At 58.4% G+C, this 19949-nt stretch carries 20 protein-coding genes; 7 read left to right on the plus strand and 13 right to left on the minus strand.

Annotation, left to right across the window (positions count from 1 at the left end; genetic code table 11):
* Positions 1-36: 36 nt before the first annotated feature.
* Together sbcD and ACA373_RS11630 are read left to right on the plus strand one after the other, a co-directional pair.
* On the plus strand, positions 37-1245 hold the full coding sequence (gene sbcD, locus ACA373_RS11625) for an exonuclease subunit SbcD (RefSeq protein ID WP_253455092.1): 1209 nt from the start codon (positions 37-39) through the stop codon (positions 1243-1245).
* The gene (locus tag ACA373_RS11630) at positions 1242-4910 is read left to right on the plus strand and encodes an SbcC/MukB-like Walker B domain-containing protein (RefSeq protein WP_370734523.1); all 3669 of its coding nucleotides are present in this window, start codon (positions 1242-1244) and stop codon (positions 4908-4910) included. The genes sbcD and ACA373_RS11630 overlap by 4 nt, the downstream gene beginning before the upstream one ends.
* A gap of 329 nt (positions 4911-5239) precedes the next feature.
* Here the strand turns inward: ACA373_RS11630 and ACA373_RS11635 are convergent, their stop codons facing one another.
* Genes ACA373_RS11635 through ACA373_RS11645 form a run of 3 tightly spaced genes read right to left on the minus strand, consistent with a single transcriptional unit; the run spans position 5240 to position 6929 of the window.
* Positions 5240-5887: a DUF799 domain-containing protein gene (locus tag ACA373_RS11635; RefSeq protein ID WP_301252291.1), complete on the minus strand. Its 648-nt coding sequence runs from the start codon at positions 5885-5887 to the stop codon at positions 5240-5242.
* Positions 5887-6240, minus strand: coding sequence for a DUF4810 domain-containing protein (locus ACA373_RS11640; RefSeq protein WP_253455101.1), 354 nt, complete (start codon positions 6238-6240; stop codon positions 5887-5889). Before ACA373_RS11640 ends, ACA373_RS11635 begins: the two co-directional genes overlap by 1 nt.
* Before the next feature lie 11 nt (positions 6241-6251).
* A complete protein-coding gene (locus tag ACA373_RS11645; RefSeq protein ID WP_253455103.1) occupies positions 6252-6929 on the minus strand; it encodes a CsgG/HfaB family protein in 678 nt (225 codons plus the stop codon).
* Positions 6930-7167: 238 nt separating this feature from the next.
* On the opposite strand from ACA373_RS11645, the gene ACA373_RS11650 reads away from it, so the two are divergent.
* Positions 7168-7569 carry a cell envelope integrity TolA C-terminal domain-containing protein gene (locus ACA373_RS11650; RefSeq protein WP_370734524.1) on the plus strand — a complete coding sequence of 134 codons (402 nt, stop codon included), beginning with the start codon at positions 7168-7170 and terminating at the stop codon, positions 7567-7569.
* Between the two features lie 36 nt (positions 7570-7605).
* Here the strand turns inward: ACA373_RS11650 and ACA373_RS11655 are convergent, their stop codons facing one another.
* Both ACA373_RS11655 and ACA373_RS11660 read right to left on the minus strand, forming a co-directional pair.
* Positions 7606-8658: an AraC family transcriptional regulator gene (locus tag ACA373_RS11655; protein ID WP_301729899.1), complete on the minus strand. Its 1053-nt coding sequence runs from the start codon at positions 8656-8658 to the stop codon at positions 7606-7608.
* Between the two features lie 62 nt (positions 8659-8720).
* Positions 8721-9725: a phosphotransferase enzyme family protein gene (locus ACA373_RS11660; RefSeq protein WP_253461093.1), complete on the minus strand. Its 1005-nt coding sequence runs from the start codon at positions 9723-9725 to the stop codon at positions 8721-8723.
* 218 nt (positions 9726-9943) lie between these two features.
* On the opposite strand from ACA373_RS11660, the gene eat reads away from it, so the two are divergent.
* Entirely contained in the window at positions 9944-11308 is a 1365-nt protein-coding gene (eat, locus tag ACA373_RS11665; protein WP_370734525.1) for an ethanolamine permease, read from the plus strand.
* A 92-nt stretch (positions 11309-11400) separates the two neighbouring features.
* Positions 11401-12312 carry a recombination-associated protein RdgC gene (gene rdgC / locus ACA373_RS11670; protein ID WP_253455107.1) on the plus strand — a complete coding sequence of 304 codons (912 nt, stop codon included), beginning with the start codon at positions 11401-11403 and terminating at the stop codon, positions 12310-12312.
* 98 nt (positions 12313-12410) lie between these two features.
* On the opposite strand, the gene ppnP is transcribed toward rdgC, so the two are convergent.
* The 4 genes from ppnP to aroL form a co-directional block, all read right to left on the minus strand.
* Positions 12411-12701, minus strand: a complete 291-nt coding sequence (gene ppnP, locus ACA373_RS11675) for a pyrimidine/purine nucleoside phosphorylase (RefSeq protein WP_253455108.1) — start codon at positions 12699-12701, stop codon at positions 12411-12413.
* 44 nt (positions 12702-12745) lie between these two features.
* Entirely contained in the window at positions 12746-13453 is a 708-nt protein-coding gene (locus tag ACA373_RS11680) for an AroM family protein (RefSeq protein ID WP_253455109.1), read from the minus strand.
* A 382-nt stretch (positions 13454-13835) separates the two neighbouring features.
* On the minus strand, positions 13836-14027 hold the full coding sequence (locus ACA373_RS11685; RefSeq protein WP_125288368.1) for a YaiA family protein: 192 nt from the start codon (positions 14025-14027) through the stop codon (positions 13836-13838).
* Positions 14028-14156: 129 nt separating this feature from the next.
* A complete protein-coding gene (gene aroL, locus ACA373_RS11690) occupies positions 14157-14681 on the minus strand; it encodes a shikimate kinase AroL (protein WP_253455110.1) in 525 nt (174 codons plus the stop codon).
* 298 nt (positions 14682-14979) lie between these two features.
* On the opposite strand from aroL, the gene ACA373_RS11695 reads away from it, so the two are divergent.
* The gene (locus ACA373_RS11695; RefSeq protein ID WP_370734526.1) at positions 14980-15681 is read left to right on the plus strand and encodes a DUF2076 domain-containing protein; all 702 of its coding nucleotides are present in this window, start codon (positions 14980-14982) and stop codon (positions 15679-15681) included.
* Positions 15682-15734: 53 nt separating this feature from the next.
* On the opposite strand, the gene ACA373_RS11700 is transcribed toward ACA373_RS11695, so the two are convergent.
* From ACA373_RS11700 to ACA373_RS11710, 3 genes are all read right to left on the minus strand, one after another.
* Positions 15735-16187, minus strand: a complete 453-nt coding sequence (locus ACA373_RS11700; RefSeq protein WP_301252283.1) for a YaiI/YqxD family protein — start codon at positions 16185-16187, stop codon at positions 15735-15737.
* An 80-nt stretch (positions 16188-16267) separates the two neighbouring features.
* Positions 16268-16711 (minus strand): DUF421 domain-containing protein, encoded by a 444-nt coding sequence (locus tag ACA373_RS11705; protein ID WP_253455113.1) that lies wholly within the window; start codon positions 16709-16711, stop codon positions 16268-16270.
* A 9-nt stretch (positions 16712-16720) separates the two neighbouring features.
* Positions 16721-17239 carry a hypothetical protein gene (locus ACA373_RS11710; protein ID WP_370734527.1) on the minus strand — a complete coding sequence of 173 codons (519 nt, stop codon included), beginning with the start codon at positions 17237-17239 and terminating at the stop codon, positions 16721-16723.
* 98 nt (positions 17240-17337) lie between these two features.
* Between ACA373_RS11710 and proC the strand changes: the two genes are divergently transcribed.
* Positions 17338-18147: a pyrroline-5-carboxylate reductase gene (proC, locus tag ACA373_RS11715; RefSeq protein WP_253455115.1), complete on the plus strand. Its 810-nt coding sequence runs from the start codon at positions 17338-17340 to the stop codon at positions 18145-18147.
* Between the two features lie 40 nt (positions 18148-18187).
* On the opposite strand, the gene ACA373_RS11720 is transcribed toward proC, so the two are convergent.
* Complete coding sequence (locus ACA373_RS11720) at positions 18188-19717, minus strand: FAD-dependent oxidoreductase (protein ID WP_301252279.1); 1530 nt, start codon at positions 19715-19717, stop codon at positions 18188-18190.
* Between the last annotated feature and the right edge of the window lie 232 nt (positions 19718-19949).

The following is a 19949-nucleotide window of genomic DNA, read 5'->3' on the forward strand; positions in this document are numbered from 1 at the left end:
ATCGGCGTTTCGCTTACCTGACACTGAAGGGACGCTATGCGACTTATTCATACCGCCGACTGGCATCTGGGCCAGTTTTTTTACACCAAAAGCCGGGCGCCGGAGCATGACGCTTTTCTGACATGGCTGGTCGGACAGGTTGAGCAACATCAGGTCGATGCCGTGATCGTCGCGGGCGACGTGTTTGATACCGGCTCGCCGCCCAGCTACGCGCGCGAGCTGTACAATCGCTTTGTGGTCAGGCTGCATCAGACCGGCTGCCAGCTGATTATTCTGGCGGGCAACCACGACTCCGTCGCCATGCTGAACGAATCGCGCGAGCTGCTGGCCTGTCTGAATACGCGGGTGATTGCCGCCGCCAGCGAGGATCCGGCCGATCAGGTGCTGATGCTGAACCAGCGGGACGGTCAGCCCGGCGCGGTGCTCTGCGCTATTCCATTTTTACGTCCACGCGATATTACCGTCAGCAAAGCGGGCCAGTCGGGACGGGAAAAACAGCAGACGCTGCTGGAAGCGATTACTCACCACTATCAGCGCAGCTACGCGGCAGCGGTGCAAATACGCGGCGAGCTGCCGCTGCCCATTATTGCCACCGGCCATCTGACCACAATGGGCGTCACCAAAAGCGACGCCGTACGCGATATCTATATCGGCACGCTGGACGCTTTTCCCGCCCAGGCCTTTCCCCCTGCGGATTATATCGCGCTGGGCCATATTCACCGCGCGCAGCGCATCGCCGATACGGATCATATTCGCTACAGCGGCTCGCCCATTCCGCTCAGCTTTGATGAGCTGGGACGCGATAAAAGCGTGTTCCTGGTCGATTTCGCCGACGGCCAGCTACAGCAGGTCATGCCGCTGACGGTGCCGCTCTTTCAGCCCATGCAGATGATTAAAGGCTCGCTGGAAGAGATCGAGCGCCAGCTGCGCGAGATCCAGCCGCCGGAAACGGGGCAGAAAGTCTGGCTGGATATCGAAATCGCCACGCAAACCTGGCTCAACGACCTCCAGCGGCGTATCCAGGAACTGACGGAAAGCCTGCCGGTCGAGGTGGTGCTGCTGCGCCGCAGCCGCGAGCAGCGCGACAGCATTATCAGCCGGCAGAACAACGAAACCCTGAGCGAGCTGAGCGTGGAGGAAGTCTTTCAGCGCCGTCTGGCCGCCGAAGAAGAAGAGCCGGAGCGCATCGCGCGCGCCACGCTGCTGTTCAGCCAGACGCTGGCGGACATGGAGGAGCCATCATGAAGATCCTGACGCTAAGGTTTAAAAACCTCAACTCGTTGAAAGGCGAATGGAAAATTGACTTTACCGCCGAACCGTTCGCCAGCAACGGGCTGTTCGCCATTACCGGCCCGACCGGCGCGGGCAAAACCACGCTGCTGGATGCCATCTGCCTGGCGCTTTATCACGAAACGTCGCGGCTGGGTAAGCTGTCGCAGTCACAGAACGACCTGATGACGCGGGATACCTCAGAATGCCTGGCCGAGGTGGAGTTTGAAGTAAAAGGCGTCGCCTGGCGGGCGTTCTGGAGCCAGAACCGCGCACGCGGTGCCGTAGACGGCAATCTTCAGGCACCGCGCGTCGAGCTGGCCCGCTGCGACAATAACAAAATCGTCGCCGACAAGGTAAAAGACAAGCTGGAGATGCTGACCGAGCTGACCGGGCTGGATTTTGAGCGCTTCACCAAGTCGATGATGCTCTCGCAGGGACAGTTTGCCGCCTTTCTTAACGCCGACGCCAACAGCCGCGCCGAGCTGCTGGAGGAGCTGACCGGCACGGAAATCTACGGTCGCCTTTCCGCCAGTGTTTTTGAGCGGCATAAAAACGCCCGTGGCGCGCTGGAGAATCTGCGGGCGCAGGCCGCCGGGATGGCGCTGCTGGATAATGAACAGGTTCAACAGCTTACATTACAGTCAGCCCGGCTGCTGGCAGAGGAGCAGGCGCTCACTTCGCAGCTTCAGCATCGGCAGCAGCTGCTGCACTGGCACCAGCAGTACCAGACGGCGCTACAGGCAAAAGAAGCGGCCGTCGCCGGGCAGCAGGAGGTGGAAGCGGCCTGGCAGGAAGCGATGCCGCAGCTGAACCGGCTGCAACAGGCCGAACCGGCGGAAAAGCTGCGCCCTCAGTGGCTACTGCGCAATCAGCATCGGCAGGATCGGCTCGCGCTCGCTGAGCAGCAGCAGCACATCAATACGCAGCGCCAGCAGGCTCAACAGCAGCTGGACGAGCTGGCCGACGAGCTGAAAAAGGCGGAGGCGGCCCGGCAGCAGCACGAAAACGACAGGCAGCAGCAGGAGACGCTGATCGCCGAACAGCTGCTGCCGCTGGATAACCGTATCGACACGCTGGCCCAACAGAACCAAGCGCTGGAAAAAGAAGTAAGCGATTACCAACTTCATCTTAACGCGCGCCAGGCCGCGCTGCATCAGGCCCAAAACCAGCACAAGGAAAACGCGGCCCGCCAGCAGGAGCAGCAGCGCTGGCAGCAGCAGCACGCCCATTTTGCCCACTGGGGAGAATCGCTGCCGCTGTGGCGCGCGCGCTTCGAACAGCGGCAGCAAAGCGAACAGGCGCTGGCCGCGCTGCGCCAGCGTATCCACGAACAGCAGCAGGCGGTCAGCCGACTACGGCAGCAGATTGCCCAGGCGGAACAGCAGGCGCAGCCGCAGCAGGCTCAGCTTGAAGCGCAGCAAAAACAGGTCGCGGAAGCCGAAGCGGCGTTAACCAGCCAGCGGCAGCAGCGTTCCGAAGAGCAGCTACAGGCCTCGCTGACCAGGCTACAGCAGCAGCGGCCGCAGCGGCAACGCCTGGCGCTGATCGCCTCGCAGTGGCCGCCGCTGATGCAGCGAAGCCAAAGCCAGCACAACGATCGCACCGCGTTGCAGCTCCAGCTCCAGCAGGCGCAAACCGATCTGCAAAACCTGCGTAGCGGCTGGAAAGAGAAGCGGCAGCATTTGCAGGACCTGGAAAAACGCTGCGAGCTGGAGCAGCGCATCGCCGATCTGGAGCAGTATCGCGCCCGGCTGGAGCCGGAACAGCCCTGCCCGCTGTGCGGCTCCTGCCAGCATCCCGCCGTCGCCGACTATCAGGCGCTTGAGCTTTCTGAAAACCAGCAGCGCCTTACCGCCTTAAGGCTGGAAGTCGACCAGCTGAAGGATCGCGGTACCGCCAGAGGCGAACAGGTGAAAAGCCTGCAGGCGCAGCTGGACAAGCTGCAGCGCGAGCTGACGGAAAGTGACAGCGAAGCGGCGCGCCTGCGCGAACAGTGGCAGAGCACGGCGCAGGCGCTGGGCCTGAGCGCTTCGCCGGACGATCTGCAACAGACCAGCGACTGGCTGACCGCTCAGGAACGCCAGGAAAGCGAAACGCAGGCGCAGCTGCTGGATTTGCAGCAGCGCGCCCGCCAGCTTCAGCAGCAGAAAGATCGGCTGGCGGAAATGCAGAAAGCGCTCAGCGAGATGAAGCAGCAGCAGGAGCTGGCAGGTCAGCAACTGCTTACTTCTGTCAGAACGCAGGAAGAGCTGGAGCAGTCGCTCGCCCAGCAGCAGCAGCAGGCGCAGCAGCAGCATGACAGCCTGCGCGCTGCGCTGGCCGAACGGGATCTGATGCTGCCGCCGGCGGAGGAAACCGAAAACTGGCTGCATGAACGACAGAAAGAGTGGGATGCGTGGAACACTGTTGCGCAGTCGCTGACGGCTTCGGCTTCGCAGCTGACCGCGCTGGCCGCGCAGCAGCAGGCGTTGCAGGAAGAGATCGCGCGTGAACAGGCGCAGCTGATCCAGCGCGAGCAGCGCAGCCAGGCCGGTCAACAGGCGCTGGCCGTCCTGCGCGACCAGCGGCGACAGCTGTTTGGCGACAAGGTGGCGGCCGAAGTGCAGCAGCAGCTACGCGCGCTGTCGCAGCAGCATCTTGAGCGCGGCCAGCAGCTACAGCAGCAGTGGCAGCAGCGGCAGAACCAGTTAAATACCCTGACCGGACAGCATAATTCGCTGGACGAGCAGCTGACCGTGCTGACGCACAGGCTGGAACAGGCGCAGCAGGCCTTTAGCGCGGCGCTGGAAGCCAGCGACTTCAGCAGCGAGGCGGCCTTTACGGCGGCGCTGCTGGATGAAGATCGGCTGCGGCAGCTGCAGGCGCTACAGAAAACGCACGAGCAGCGACGCCAGCAGGCAGCGATCCTGCTGGCTCAGGCAGAAAAAACCCTGGCGGCGCTGCCGGAAAAGCCGCAGGATCTGCCAGAAGATCCTTCTGCGCTGCACGCCGCCGTGGAGAGTCTCTCGCAACAGCTGAAAGAAAACGCCCGTCAGCAGGGCGAGACGCGACAGCAGCTCAGCAGCGATGCGGATCGCCGCGAGCAGCAAAAAAACCTGCTGGCGACCATTGAGCAGGAAACGCGCCAGGTTGAAGACTGGAGCTATCTCAATCAGCTTATCGGCTCGAAGGAAGGCGATAAGTTCCGCAAATTCGCCCAGGGACTGACGCTGGATCATCTTGTCTGGCTGGCGAACAACCAGCTAAACCGCCTGCACGGCCGTTATTTGCTCCAGCGCAAATCGCAGGAGGCGCTGGAGCTGCAGGTCGTGGATACCTGGCAGGCGGACGCGCTGCGCGATACGCGCACCCTTTCCGGCGGCGAAAGTTTTCTGGTGAGCCTGGCGCTGGCGCTGGCGCTCTCGGATCTGGTCAGCCATAAAACGCAGATCGAATCGCTGTTTCTGGACGAAGGCTTCGGCACGCTGGATGCCGCCACCCTGGATGGCGCGCTGGATGCGCTGGATGCGCTGAACGCCAGCGGTAAAACCATTGGCGTAATCAGTCATGTGGAAGCGATGAAAGAGCGTATCCCGGTGCAGATCAAGGTACGCAAAATCAACGGACTGGGTTACAGCCGACTGGAAGTGCCGGGCTGAATCTGCCGAGATACGGATGGCGGCAGCGCCCTGCTCCGGCAGCGTGACGGTGTCCGTTGCGCCAGGACGCCATCCGCTGTAAACGGCTGTGAAAGCTGACGGCAGTCTGTAAAAGCAACGGCCCGGCACGCGTGAATGCGGGCCGGGCCGTTTTGCCTTCGCCAAACGGTAAACCATCAGATTTTACCGTTTTACTTAGCCAGACGGTAAACCGTCAAATTTCATCGTTTTACATAGCCAGACGGTAAACCATCAAATTTCACCGTTTTGCCTTCGCCAAACGGTAAACCATCAGGCTTCACCGTTTTACTTAGCCAGACGGTAAACCGTCAGATCTTCCCGGCCTTAGCGCGCGGGCCTGGCAGAAGCGCACCGTCGTCGCCAGCCGTCAGCAGGCGGGCGCTGGTAATGGCCGCGACATCATGGGCTTTATCCGAGACGTTGCTGGCGATCTGGTGCACGGCGGCGGCGATCAGCATCCCCAGCGCGGACTGATTGTTGTTGCTGCTCTCATTATCGGAGGCCGTCGCCGACCCGCTCCAGATCTGCTTGCCGCTGCGTAAATCCACCAGTTTTGCCGAAGCGGTCACGCGCGTTTCGCTGTCCACGATCAGGTATTTAGTGCCGTAGGTGTTGATATCGATATACAGCGCCGCGTCGGCGTTAAAAATATCGTGCAGCTTAGTGGTGGAAACGCTGCGAATATCCGTGGCGTTGTTCAGACCGTTCTGCTTAAAGGTTTCCTCAACCACCGCCACGGGGAAAACGTAATAGCCGGATTCCGCCAGCGGCTGGGTGACCAGCGAAGTAAGGCTGTGCGCCGCCGCGATATCCGTTGTGTGGTTTTCCGCAGGCAGTACCAGAATGGAAGCGGGCTTGCTGGCGCGAAACGCGCTGTAGTCATGCGGCGTTTTCTTTGCGCAGCCGGTCAGCGTTATAACGGCCAGCAGAGCGGTAAAGGCGAAAAGCTTTTTCATTATTTTGCTCCCTGCTTATTACGCATCAGGAAATCCATATAAGAAGCGGACTCAGGAAAAGCCGTTTTCTCGGCGGTAAACTGTTGGAAAGCTAAATCGGGCTGGCCAGCGTTAACATAAAGTAATCCCAGCTGCGCGTGCAGGCCCGGTGCCACCGGTTTATTTTTAGCTTTCGCCTCTTCAATCACTTTATTCAGCGTAGCGATTTCTTTTTCCGGCGCGCTGCCGTTTTGATAAAAGCTGTAAAGCGAATTCTGGTAGTCGCCCCAGTAATAGATATTTTCTTTTTTCTGCGCGCAGGCGGTTAACAGCAGTGCCGTGGCAACCGCTGCGGTATATTTTATTACTCGCATTTTTTTCTCCGTTATTTAACCGGACGCCACGCGCCTGATTCCAGACCGCTGACCAGATGATTTACCGCTTCGCGTACCGCCAGGTCCATGACCTTGCCATTAAGCGTGGAGTCGTAGCTGGCGGTGCCGCCAAAGCCGATGACTTCTCGGTTGGAGAGTGCGTATTCGCCCGCGCCCTGCACGGAGTAGACCACTTCTGAGGTCGCCACGTCGACAACGTTCAGGTTGACCTTTGCATAGGCTACCTGCGTTTTGCCGCGGCCCAGGATGCCCCACAGCTGCTGATCGCCGACTTCTTTACGACCGAATTCGGTAATATCGCCGGTGATAACGTAATCCGCGCCTTTAATCGTTTGAGTACTGTGCTTATAGCCCGCTTCGTTTTTCAGCTCATCAAGGTTGGCACGATCCAGCACGTTAAAACGACCGGTTTGTTGCAGATGAGTAATAAGAATGGTTTTAGACTGATTGCCCAGGCGATCCACGCCGTCAGAGAAAATACCGTTCATATAAGAAGAGCGGTTATCGAATTTGCCAATGGCTATCGGGCTTTTTGCGCCCTGATATACCGGCTGGCTGGCGGCAGCTACCTGCGGCGCTTCAATAGCTCGGGAGGATTCGGTGGCGCAGCCGCTAAGCAGCGCGCAGCTTAATAAAGAAAAAGCAACAAGGTTATAACGATATTTCATTCTTTTCTTTTCCATGAATAAAAAAATACATCCAGCGTCCGCGCGCAGAATACAATAATGATGCAGAAAAACACAGGAAATAATAGCGTTTGACGAACAAGCGGTATTTTACTGCCTGGCCACGACAGGGAAATAATCTGTAAATGGCCCAGGATCGCCGGAATAACCTGTCAGCCTGAGGCTAACAGGCTAAACTATCGGCTTACATCAGAAAACCTTTAGTAATCATGGGAAAAAAATGCCATCGGGAATGATTAAAAGCGGACTGACGCTGCTGGCGCTGCTGCTGACGGCCTGCCACTCTCCGCCAGAAGAGCCGCGTCCTGTACCGGCCACGCCGCAGGAGATGCAGGCATGGGCAGACAAAGTCTGTAGCGGCCGCACGGAGAATAACTGTCGCTATTTCGCTGAGATGCAGTACGGCATTCAGCGCAATTTTTACAATGCGCATCGCTATCATGGACGCGCCTGTACCGTCACCGTCACCTGGCGCCAGAACGGCCACTACGGCGTACAGAGCACCCGGGGCGATGAACAGCTCTGCCTGAAAGCATGGGGCGTGATCGGCAGCGCGGAAAACCTGCCGCCGCCGCCGCCTTCGCTGCCGACCTCAATGGTTATCGAGCTGAAGCCTGACTAGCTGGCCGGCTTCAATGGCTATCGAGCTTAAGCCGGACTAGCTGGCCTGCCGCCACTGGCGCGGGCTGACGCCAAACCAGCGCCGAAAAGCGCGCGAAAAGGCGCTGACTTCTGAATAGCCCAGCAGCAGCGCCATTTCGGACACCGGCAGCTGCCGCTGCTGTAAATACCAGGTCGCCAGCTCGCAGCGCACCTTGTCCACCAGCGCGGTAAAGCTCAGGTTCTCTTCGCGCAGGCGGCGCTGGAGCGACCAGCTCGACATGCCCATTTTTTCCGCCACCTCGGGCAGCGCCGGCTCGCCCTGCATCAGCATCAGACGCACCTGCGAACGCGCCCGATCGACCACGCTCTGGCGCGGCGTCGCGCTGTTCAGACGCCGGATCGCGTCCTGCATCACCAGCAGCAGCATCGGATCGCTTTCCGGCATCGCGCGCGTCAGCTCTTTTTTAGGGATGATCATCGCATTGCAGGGCTGTTCAAACCAAACCGGTGCGTCAAAGACTTTGCAGTGCTCATGCCACTGCTCGGGGCGGGGATGTTCAAAGTGCACTTCTCTTGGCGCCCAGTGCCTGCCGGCAACGTGACGGATCAGGTTCATAAACATGCCCATCGTCAGCTCGGCGTCCTGCCTGCGGCATAAAATCGCGCCGTGGCGCACCTGGTAGTCCAGACGCCAGCAGTCGCCTTTGTCGGTCAGCCGCGTCAGGGTATCGTGCTGATGCCACGGAAAAGCGTTGACGACGTTGTGCAGCGCCTGCTCCAGCGTGGCGGAGCAAAGCCCGACATAGCCAATCAGGCCTAATGACTGCGGTTTAAACTGCCTGCCGTAGTGCAAACCGAAGTTATCAAACCCTGAGCAGCGCGCCGCTTCCTCCATTACCCGGCAGTAGTTAACCAGCCCCAGGCTCAGCGTCGGGCTGGCGAGCTGCTCCGGATCGATGCCGCTGACGCCGAAAATGCGGTCGACGTCGCCGCCTTTTTCCGTGATAAATTCACCGAGGCCGCTGGCAGCGGCGGCCAGCACGCCATGGTTACAGCCAGCATTCAGCACCGCTGCCATCTCAGGCCGTTTGATCGCTCCGCTTTCCATTATTTATCGCCTCGCTGCAGAAAACATTCTGCTTACTCAGCAATTTCTATACCAGCTGGCGGCTAAGCGCCCACCGGCAGCTCGCTGGTTTCAAGGTAGCGATGGCAGAGGCGCACCGAATGATCGGCCCACTGCGGCCCCAGGCTCAGCGCCATCGCGGTCTGCGCGTGCGAGCCGACCCAGGCCAGCAGCTGTATACGGCGCTGGATAAGCAGCGTCGGCACCAGCGCCAGCTCCGCATCGCTGATATGCGCCACCTGCTCATAGCCTTTGATCCAGTTGTCCACCCATTGCGCTGCACGAGGATGGTGCTCCACAAAGCTGATGGCTGCCGCAAGATCGTGCAGATACCAGCCCATGCCGCAGTCGTCGAAGTCAATCACCCGCGTTTCGCCTTTATGCCGCAGCAAATTGGTCAGGCGCAGATCGGCATGGATCAGGCCGTAGCGGGAAGGATCTTTGCCGAATCGGGCCAGCTCTTCGCCAGCGCGGGTAATGGCCTGCTCCACCACGCCGCGATCGTCACGCCGCAAGCCCGGTGCGTCTCGCCAGTCGCCCCAGTGACTTTGCGGGCTGACCATGGTCTGATGATCCCAGATGATGCGCTGGAAACCCGCCGGTTTTTGCCAGCTTTTGCTGTGCTGATGCAGCCGCGCGGTGATTTGGCCAAGATCCTGGAACGCGCGGGGATCGACGTCGGTGTCCGGCATCTCGCCTTCGATCCAGTCGAACAGCACCGCGTGGCGCAGGCTGCCGTCCGCCAGCCGCAAATCCTGAACGGTCTGCCCTTCCCGATCGGCAAGCGCCTGCGGCACCACGATACCCGTTTCGCGCAGCGCATCCAGCCAGCGCAGCTCGCTGAGGATATCGGCGCGCTGATGATAATTGCCGCGATGCAGGCGCAGCGCATAGCGTTTTCCGGCGGCCTCCAGCAGAAAGGTAGCGTTCTCCGAGCGGCAAAGCAGGCTGAGTTTGCCCTGTAAAGCGGCCGGATAGCGGCTCAGAGCGCGGTGGGCAAGCGCCAGCAGCGCGGCATTGGTCAGGTCGTCATATTGGCTGGTCATCAGTGTGGCTCCCGAAAGAAGTTGATACGGCCTGAACCAGCATGGCGTGACGCTTCCTCAATCGCTTGACCGCAGGTAACCCTCTTTTGACTTTAGCGTACAGCGGGCACTTTTTTTGCTTGTGAGTTGACAGCAGAGCGCAAAAATCCTTATGCCCGCGTCAAGTTTCCCCGGGACGACGGCTGCATTATCAATCAACACTTACTGGCGGGAACAGCGATATGACAAGCAAGCTAAAGCCTACTCTGGGCACGATACATTTGTGGGGCATTGCGGTAGGCCTGGTCATTTCCGGCGAATATTTCGGCTGGAGCTACGGCTGGGGCGTGGCGGGCACCATGGGTTTTCTGGTGACGACCGCCCTGATTGCCCTTATGTACACCTGCTTTATCTTCAGCTTTACCGAACTGACCACGGCGCTTCCGCACGCGGGCGGCCCTTTCGCCTACAGCCACCGCGCCTTTGGCGAAACCGGCGGGCTGATCGCCGGTATGGCGACGCTGATTGAGTTTGTCTTCGCTCCCCCGGCCATTGCCATGGCGATCGGCGCTTACCTTAACGTGCAGTATCCGGGATTGAATCCTAAATATGCCGCGGTCGGCGCTTACCTGATTTTTATGACGCTGAATATCCTGGGCGTCAGGCTGGCGGCGATGTTTGAACTGGTGGTGACGGTGCTGGCGGTGATCGAGCTGCTGGTCTTTATGGGCGTGGTCGCACCGGGCTTCAGCCTGAGCAATTTTACCGCGCACGGCTGGGCGGGCAGCGAAAGCTTCGGCCTGCCCGCCGTCTCCGGCATTTTTGCCGCTATCCCTTTTGCCATCTGGTTTTTTCTGGCCATTGAAGGCGCGGCGATGGCGGCCGAAGAGGCCCGCGATCCCAAACGCACCATCCCTAAGGCCTATATCGCCGGGATCCTGACGCTGGTGCTGCTGGCGATTGGTGTGATGCTGCTGGCGGGCGGCGCGGGCGACTGGCGCAGGCTTTCGGACATCAACGATCCGCTGCCGCAGGCCATGAAAATGATTGTCGGCGAGCACTCTAACTGGATGCATATGCTGGTCTGGATCGGTCTTTTTGGCCTGGTCGCCAGCTTCCACGGCATTATTCTCGGCTATTCGCGCCAGTTCTTCGCGCTTTCTCGCGCGGGCTACCTGCCCGCCGGGCTGGCGAAGCTTTCCCGTTTTCAGACGCCGCACCGCGCTATTATCGCCGGCGGCGTGATTGGTATCGCCGCCATTTTTAGCGACGGCTGGATCAATCTTCAGGGCATGACGCTGACGGCGGCGATGATCACCATGGCGGTGTTTGGTGCCATCGTAATGTACCTGATGAGTATGTTAAGCCTGTTCCGCCTGCGGCGTAGCGCGCCGGATCTGGAACGCAGTTTCCGCGCGCCGGGCTACCCTGTTGTGCCCGGCATCGCGCTGCTGCTGGCGCTGGTCTGCCTGGTGGCGATGCTGTGGTTTAACCCGGTTATTGGCGGGCTGTTTGCGCTGTTAATGTCCGCTGGCTACGGCTATTTCCTGCTGACCAAAGCCCAGCGCGCCAGCGCGCCGCGCGATGCGATGCTGGTCGGAGAATAACGACAAAAGGCAATGAAACCCCGTCGCCGATTCGCTATCATGCGCGCTGACTTTGAATGAGCGCGCATGACGCGCCGGAGAGGGAAAGTACAATGCTGTGGTTTAAAAATTTGATGGTATATCGTCTGAATCGCGAGATCCCGCTGGCGGCAGACGAAATGGAAAAACAACTTGAGGCATTCTCTTTCACTCCCTGCGGCAGTCAGGACATGGCGAAAACCGGCTGGGTTGCGCCGATGGGATCCAAAAGCGATGCGCTGACCCACGTCAATAACGGACAGATCCTGATCTGCGCCCGCAAAGAGGAGAAAATCCTGCCGTCGCCGGTGATCAAACAGGCGCTGGAAGCGAAAATCAGCAAGCTGGAAGCGGAGCAGCAGCGCAAGCTGAAGAAAACGGAAAAGGATTCGTTAAAGGATGAAGTGCTGCACAGCCTGCTGCCGCGCGCCTTCAGCCGCTTCAGCCAGACCTTTGTCTGGATCGACACCGTTAACAACATGATTATGGTCGACTGCGCCAGCGCCAAAAAAGCGGAAGATACGCTGGCCCTGCTGCGTAAAAGCCTGGGGTCGCTGCCGGTGGTACCGCTAACGCTGGAAAGCCCGATTGAGCTGACGCTGACCGAATGGGTTCGCTCCGGTGATACGCCGGCGGGCTTTGCGCTGATGGATGAAGCGGAGCTGAAAGCGCTGCTGGAAGACGGCGGCGTGATCCGCTGTAAAAAGCAGGATCTGGTGTGCGATGAAATCGCTAATCATATCGAAGCGGGCAAGCTGGTAACGAAGCTGGCGCTGGACTGGCAGGAACGCGTGCAGCTGGTGCTGTCGGACGACGGATCGTTGAAACGCCTGAAGTTCGCCGATACGCTGCGCGAGCAGAATGACGACATCGACAGGGAAGACGTGGCGGCACGCTTTGATGCCGACTTTATCCTGATGACCGGCGAGCTGTCTGCACTGATAGCCAATACTATCGAAGCGCTGGGCGGCGAAGCGCAGCGTTAAGCAAAGCACGGAGGCCGGATGCCCGGCCTCTCTGCATCACGCTTGCAGATACCAGCAAAGCCAGGAAACACGAAGGCCGGATGCCCGGCCTCTCTGCATCACGCTTTCAGGTAACGGCAAAGGTAGGAAGAAGGTTCGGCTACCTGCAGGTGAAACTCGCTGTGGCCCGGCACGTTGAAAACCTGGCCCGGATCGTAGTGACGCCATTCGGTTTCGCCCGGCAGCAGCACTTTAAACGAGCCGCTGACCACGGTCATCTCTTCCGGATCGCCGGTGCTAAAAGTATACTCCCCTTCCGCCATCACGCCGACGCTGGCGCGCCCTGTGCTGGCGCTGTCAAACCCGATCGATTTCACTTTTCCTTCAAAGTACTCGCTGACGTTGAGCATGGCACTATCCTTTATCAGAGATGAAAACGGGCGGCCCGTAATCGTTACGCTACCAGCTCTGCGGCCAGTCCGGCCAGCAGCACGTTGGAGAGCAGTACAGGGATACCCAGCAGTTTTTGTAAGAAATCACGATGACGCTGCTGATACCCCAGGCAGTCCAGCACCACAACATCGGCGCCCTGCTCCTGAAGCTGTAGCGCGGCATCAATCAGCTCGTCGTCGTGCTTTACCCAGGGATTAGCTACGGCAAAGCGAGGTCTTGAAGACAGACTTTGCCACTTATAGCCCTGCTCGCCCAGATATTCTTTTCGCGCCACCATGACGCCGACCTGATGGCCGTCGGTAATGGCGTTAACCAACGGCGGCAGCATACGGTACGCATCCAGCAGAACAGCGCTGCTGGTCTTGAGGTTTTTGTACTCGCCTGCGCAAAGAACCAGAATATTTTCAAATCCTTCCGCTTCCAGCTTGTTGATCAACTTTTGCAGGGATGCCTCGACCTTCGCGGCAGAGAGAATGACGAAAGAGCCATCCTCCATGTGCGTCATTGTCACCTTTTCGCCCGCTACCGGCCCATAACGCTGTTCGATGTCGGCCGCTGAAAGGCCGTCAAGCAATCCGAAGTGTGCGATATTCTCTTCAGGCAGGTGTTCCAGCAGCAGAGGCAGCAGATCTCTGCGAGGCGCCTTTCCTAAGGTTAAGGTAGCCAGTTTGTGGGTATTGCTTTCTGCCTCATTAAACACGTCGGACATAAAACTTCCGGAAAACAGGATATCAGTTCCGGAAAAAGACGACGGATTTGGATGGGAAAGCGGAGTGGTGAAGATCTCGGTCAATGGTCTGTCCAGTTAAAGGCGATGGAAGCGTCAGGCTTATAAACTTGCAGCGAAAATATGACGCCAGTCGCTTTCGGTCAAGCCCGGATCCCATGATACAAATATCAATACACAGCAAATTATGTTGGTAATTTGTCTTCTGCCGCAAAATTATTTTTTGCTTGAGCCAGACAGCTTGCTGTCGCAACAACAGCGGTCGTTTTGGCAGAAGATTCGCCTGAATTACAGGTGGTAGCGCTTACATTTTAACCACGCCTTGCTGTGCCCCGGTGTTTTACGGCGTCCATGCCGTCATACGTTACTCTTTTTCGATATCTTCATAACGAGCTTTAGCGTCGACCGCTTCCTGCTCGCTCTGGTGCTCACTGATTAGCGTATCCGGCTTAGGATGATCGGCACGAAGTTCGTACCAGGTGACACAATTTTCTTCCGTTCCTTTTTTTATCGGAACAATATGCGCTTCACGAGGATAGGGCGGTCTGCCAGGCATATCTTTTCCCTCCTTAAAGTATTACCGAGCTGGCCGGGATTTACCGCGCGGCCAGCTTCCGTACTTCAAGTATAGACAAAGGCTGATAATTCTCTGTCCGCTCTGCGCAACTTGGGAAAAATCGTAGGTTTAACTGGCGCGAGCCAGCGCCAGCGCGCTAATAATTTCCTCAACCACGACCTCAGGTTGCTGCATGGCATCGATAATATAGTGGGCCGCCTCATGATAAAGCTTATCGCGGGCGGCCAGCACGTCGACCATTTCATCAGCAATAGGTCGGCCCGTTAACGTGGGCCGCTGCGCCTGTTCCGGATAGGCTTCCAGCCTGGCGGCCAGTACGGCGGCATCGGCTTTCAGATAGATAACCTGGCCGTGCTCGCGCATAAACTGCCGGTTTTCCGCTGCCAGCACCATGCCGCCGCCGGTAGCAATAACCGTGCGATCGGCCGTTACCGCCTGTAAAGAAAGCGACTCGCGCTGCCGGAAGCCCTGCCATCCTTCAGCCGCAACAATTTCCGTGACGGTCAGTCCGGTGGTCTGCTGCAGATGTTTGTCCGTATCGCTGAAGGCATAGCCCAGCGCCAGCGCCAATGCCTGGCCAACGGTGGTTTTTCCGCAGCCGCGCGCGCCGATAAGATAGAGGGGTAAGGACATGGCGAAAAATTCCTCAGCCTTGTTTACTGGCCGCTTAGCAGCAACCGGCAGTGAATAATGAGAGGCAGGCATCATACCGAGAATTCTTGTTTGTCACCAGCAGTCACTTTTTCTTTACACCCCTTGCACGGGAGAAACAGCACATCCCTTTGATATAAAGCAAAAATAGCATGTAAAGCTTCCGTTACATACATTGTAGCCTGGCGGTAAGCCCGGCAACATTTCCTTACCCGAACCTCGTTTACTTTCCCCGGTTCTGCCCCAAAATAAAGGGACAGCCCGTTAATGAGGATCTCTTATGCAGAGCGAAGAACAAAAGTTAATTGAAAGCCTGTTTGGCCGACTGAAACAGGCTGAAACCCAGTCCGGCCCGCGTGATGCCGCCGCAGAAAAACTGATCCAGCAGCAGCTTCAGCAGCAGCCAGGCGCGCCCTATTACATGGCGCAGGCGATCCTGATCCAGGAAGCGGCCCTGAAACAGCTGAACAATCGGGTGAGCGAATTAGAGGCGAAGCTGGCGGCCCAGCCGCAGCAAAGCAGCGGCGGCTTTCTTTCCGGCCTGTTTGGCGGCGGCCGCCAGCAGCAGCAGCAGCAATCCTACAACGCGCCACAGCAGCAGTCTGCCTGGGGCAATGCACCACAGCAGCAGCAGCAGCCGTGGAATAACGCGCAGCAGCCCTATTCTGCGCCCGCGGCGCCTTCGGCTGGCCGAGGCTTTTTAGGCGGCGCGCTACAGACGGCGGTCGGCGTGGCGGGCGGCGTAGTGATGGCGGATATGCTGACCAGCATGTTCCACCACTCGCAGCCGGAAGAGATCGTAAACATTATTAACGAACCGGCGCTGCCGCAAGAAAGTTTCGACAATAATCTGGATACGTTTAACAACGGCACCGACGCCCCCTTCCTGAATCAGGATGCCGGACTGCCGCAGGATTACGCCAGCGACTACGATAATGATTTCGACAACAGCGGTTTTGACGACGACGACAGCTTTGTCTGAATAAGGTCGAGGCTGGTTGCATAAATGAAAGGCGGGGATTTCCCCGCCTTTTGCTATTTGCCGCGCTGCGCCTGTAGCCATTTATCCAGCTCGTTGGCGAACTGCTGACGGTCGCGCTGGTTCAGCGTCGCAGGGCCGCCGGTCTGCACGCCGCTCGCCCGCATCGTGTCCATAAAATCGCGCATGGTCAGCCGCTCTTTTATCGTCGCCTCGCTGTAGCGTTCGCCGCGCGGATTCAGCGCCACGGCCCCTTTTTCCATCACTTCCGCCGCCAGCGGAATATCCGCCGTGATCACCAGATCGCCGGGTTGCGCCCTACGAACAATTTCATTATCCGCTACGTCAAAACCCGCCGGCACCCGCAGCGTGCGTAAGAAACGCGAGGGCGGCACGCTCAGCGACTGATTCGCCACCAGCGTCACCATTACCTGCTCGCGCTCCGCCGCACGATACAGCACTTCTTTAATTACCTTTGGACATGCATCGGCATCTACCCAGACTGGCATCGCCCTTTCCTTTATCAACACAACACTGCCTGCGATCTTGCCTGGCTTTTCAGGAATGGCAACCTGTTATTCACCGCATCTTAGCGCTGCGGGATAATACTGATCTTGCCGTTCTTCTCCAGAATAGCGAATTTGATCTGATCCAGCCGCTCCAGCCCGGCGGTGCTGCGGGCAGAATTCAGGATATCCTCTTCGGAAATGCCCGCTTTTCTGGCCCTTTCCGGCAGCAGACTGCCGTTTTCCACCAGGATTAGCGCCGTGCCGTCAATCAGCATATCCAGCCGGGGAAAACGCGCCTTCAACATGCCGAACAGGATGTCGACCACCACCAGGGTGATAATCGTCAGCGATGCGCCGGTGACCGAAAAATCGTTGCCCAGCAGCGCCTGCTGCGTCGCCTCGCTGATAATCAGCAGCAGGATCAAATCAAACGAGGTCATCTCCATCAGCGTGCGGCGTCCGGCGATTTTCAACACTACCAGCAGCAATAAATACATACTGGCAGCCCGCAAAACGGTTTCCATAATTGGCTCCTAAGGATAAATCCACTGGGTAAACTGCACGCTGGTTTTATTGTCCAGCGTCACGGTAACCGGATAGCGGCCAGGGTTCTGCGCCTGTAGGCCAATCCACACCGTTGCGCCGTCGCGATAGCGAGGAGAAGACCAGTGCAGTTCAAGAGCATTGCCACGGCTGAACGCCTGCTGCGGCTGCGGCTGAAGCGACTGAATTTGAAAGTTGTCCATCTCCTCGCCGTTGAGCACCAGCCTGAAGTCACCGTCCTGCTGCGGCCTGATGCGGATAGTCATCGACATATCGCTCGCCAGCCGCCCGAAACGCTCGTATTCCACCTCCAGGGCGCCGTCTGCCGACTTCACCCGTTTGTTGCTCAGCATCCCTTTTGAGAAAAGCCCGCAGGCGCCCAGGATCACGATAGTAAACAGAAAAAGATAGCCAATACGCTGTATCCGCCATTCAATCCGCTGCAGGCGCATATGCTCCTGAACCGGATAGCGGCGGCTGTCCATTTCATCTTGTTTCTTTAGATTCATCTGCGGCTCCTGGTTGTTGCTTAAGCGTAGCCGAAGCTGAATTAAGCCGGGTAATGACGTAAGCTGAACGGAATGAAAAGACAAAAAGAGGCAGAAGGATGATGAAAAAAATCGGTTTTATCGGCTGCGGTAATATGTCGAAAGCTATTATTGGCGGCCTGGTTGCCGCCGGCCAGGTGAAAGCGGAAGACATCTGGGTTTACGATCGCAAGCCCGAAACGAATCAGGCCATGCACGAGCAGTACGGCATTACGCCGGGCAGCAGCGCGGAAGAAGTCGCTAAACAGGCCGATATTTTATTCGGCGCGGTGAAGCCCAACGTTATTCTTAGCGTACTCAAGGAAATTTCCGGCTGCCTGAACAAAGATACCGTGGTGGTTTCCATCGCGGCTGGCGTCACGCTTGATTCGCTGGCGCAGGCGCTGGGGCACGATCGCAAACTGGTGCGCGTAATGCCCAATACGCCAGCGCTGGTCAATGAAGGCATGACCTCCGTGACGCCGAACGTGCTGGTGACCAAAGAAGAAGCGGATGAAATCGTGGCGATTTTTAACGGCTTCGGCAAGGCGGCGCTGGTGCCGGAATATCAAATCCACGCCGTGGTCGGCGTCAGCGGCTCTGCGCCGGCCTACGTTTTTATGTTTATCGAGGCGATGGCCGACGCGGCGGTGCTCGGCGGGATGCCAAGAGCGCAGGCCTATCAGTTTGCGGCGCAGGCGGTAAAAGGCTCCGCGCAGATGGTGCTGGAAACTGGCAAGCATCCCGGCGAGCTGAAAGATATGGTCTGCTCGCCAGGCGGCACCACCATCGAAGCGGTAAAAGTGCTGGAGGAGAAAGGATTCCGTGCGGCGGTCATGGAAGCGATGCAGCAGTGCATGAACAAGTCGGAGCGGATGAGTAAAGATTGACCCACTTCAGCCCCTCATTACGGAGGGGCTGAATACGTATTCAGCCCAGCGCTTTTTGCGCCAGCGCCGCGCCTTCGGCCATGGTCATCGGCTGCTGCATCCGACGCACCAGATCGGCGGTAAAGGTATACAGCCCGCAGGAGGCGACCGCGGCCAGCTGGCCTCTTTGCCCGTAGAGCGCCACAAAGGTTTTTTCCTTCAGCGAGCCGAACAGCCGAAAATCATCCCACTCTTTGGCATGACCCAGATACTCGTAGCGCGTGCCGAACTGCGCCGTCCAGAAAAAGGGCACGCGATCGAACTTCTCGCCGCGACCAAGCATGTTCTTCGCCGCCACCCGGCCCTGCTGCTGCGCCACGCGCCAGTGTTCGATGCGCATGGGGCCGGAAGCGGCGGGCCAGGTGGCGATATCGCCCGCGCTCCAGACGTTGGTCGCGATTTCCAGCTCCTCGCTGGCCGTCAGGCTGCCGTCATCGTTCAGCGGCAGATCGTGAATAAACCCGGTGCCGGGCGCGACGCCCGTTGCCAGCAGCACGGCAGTGGCGGGCACCACGCGACCGTTTTTAAGCTCGACGCCGCTGACGTGGCCTTTCTCGCCCTGCAGCGCGGCCACTTCGCCTTCGATAAACTCCACGCCGTTTTCTTCATGCAGCTCCCGAAAATAGCGCGCGATTTGCTCGCCGAACTGCTTTTTAAACGGCAGCGCATCGGGCGCGATAACCTGCACCTGCACTTTTTTGGCTCTTAGCGCAGAAGCCAGCTCCATGCTGATAAAACTGTTGCCGACGATCACCAGCTGACTGCTTTCATCCACCTCCTGCAACAGCGTCGCCGCCTGTTCAAGGCTGCGCAGCACGTGTACGCCGAACAGCGCCTTGCCGCTGAAATCGGGCCGCTGCGGGATCCCGCCGGTGGCAATCAGCAGCCGGTCATAATGCAGAGTGGAGCCATCTGCAAAGCGCAGCAGCTGCTCGCGGCTGTCCAGCTGCTCCACGTCGCCGTGCTTGCGTTCGGCATAGTGCCAGAAATCGTCATCCAGCAGAGGCGGCACCTCATCAATCGCCATCTTGCCGGACGGCACGAATTTGCTCAGCACGGTGCGATCGTAAGGTGCCTGCTGTTCGCGATCGACCAGCACCAGCCTTCCCTTAAAGCCTTCCCGACGCAGCGTCCAGGCCGCCGCCGCGCCTGCCGCGCCGGTGCCCAGGATCGCGAACACCGGCTCATCTTCTTCTTCTGCAAATTGATACAGCGGGGGAAGCGCTTCGGGATCCACCTGCACCATGCCGTTCTCGACCCTGACCGGATAGCGTTGCAGATCGCTTAGCGCCAGCGGCTCGCACAGACTGCCGTCGCTGATGGCGAAATTGGCCTTATGCCAGGGACAAACCAGATAGCCGTCACGGATAGCGCCCTGCTCCAGCGGCGCGCCGGAATGCGGGCATTTGGCCTGGTAGGCCTTGATTTCATCGTCTTGCCGAATCAGCAGGATCTCCTGCTCCCCAATGGGCACCCTGACCGGTTTCAGCTGCGGTAAATCCTGCAGGACGATAGCGTTTTGATAGCTCACGACAGGCTCCTTTCTTGTTATGCTTTTGTATTATCAGACTTGATAAGCCTGGCATTAACAGGGAGATCGGCCATCTTAAAGCGAAGCATGCCGTGCGCAGGATTGGATAAACTATTGTTATTTATACTGATTAAATTTTATGGCGGATAGCGAACAAGCCATGCTGTTGGCAAGCGGCTGTGAGAAACGTACTGGTAAAAAAAGCGCCGGCGTAAACCACGCCGGCCCGTCA

The organism is Erwinia sp. STN24, assembly GCF_041320675.1.
In the GTDB taxonomy this organism is placed as follows: Bacteria; Pseudomonadota; Gammaproteobacteria; order Enterobacterales; family Enterobacteriaceae; genus Erwinia; species Erwinia aeris.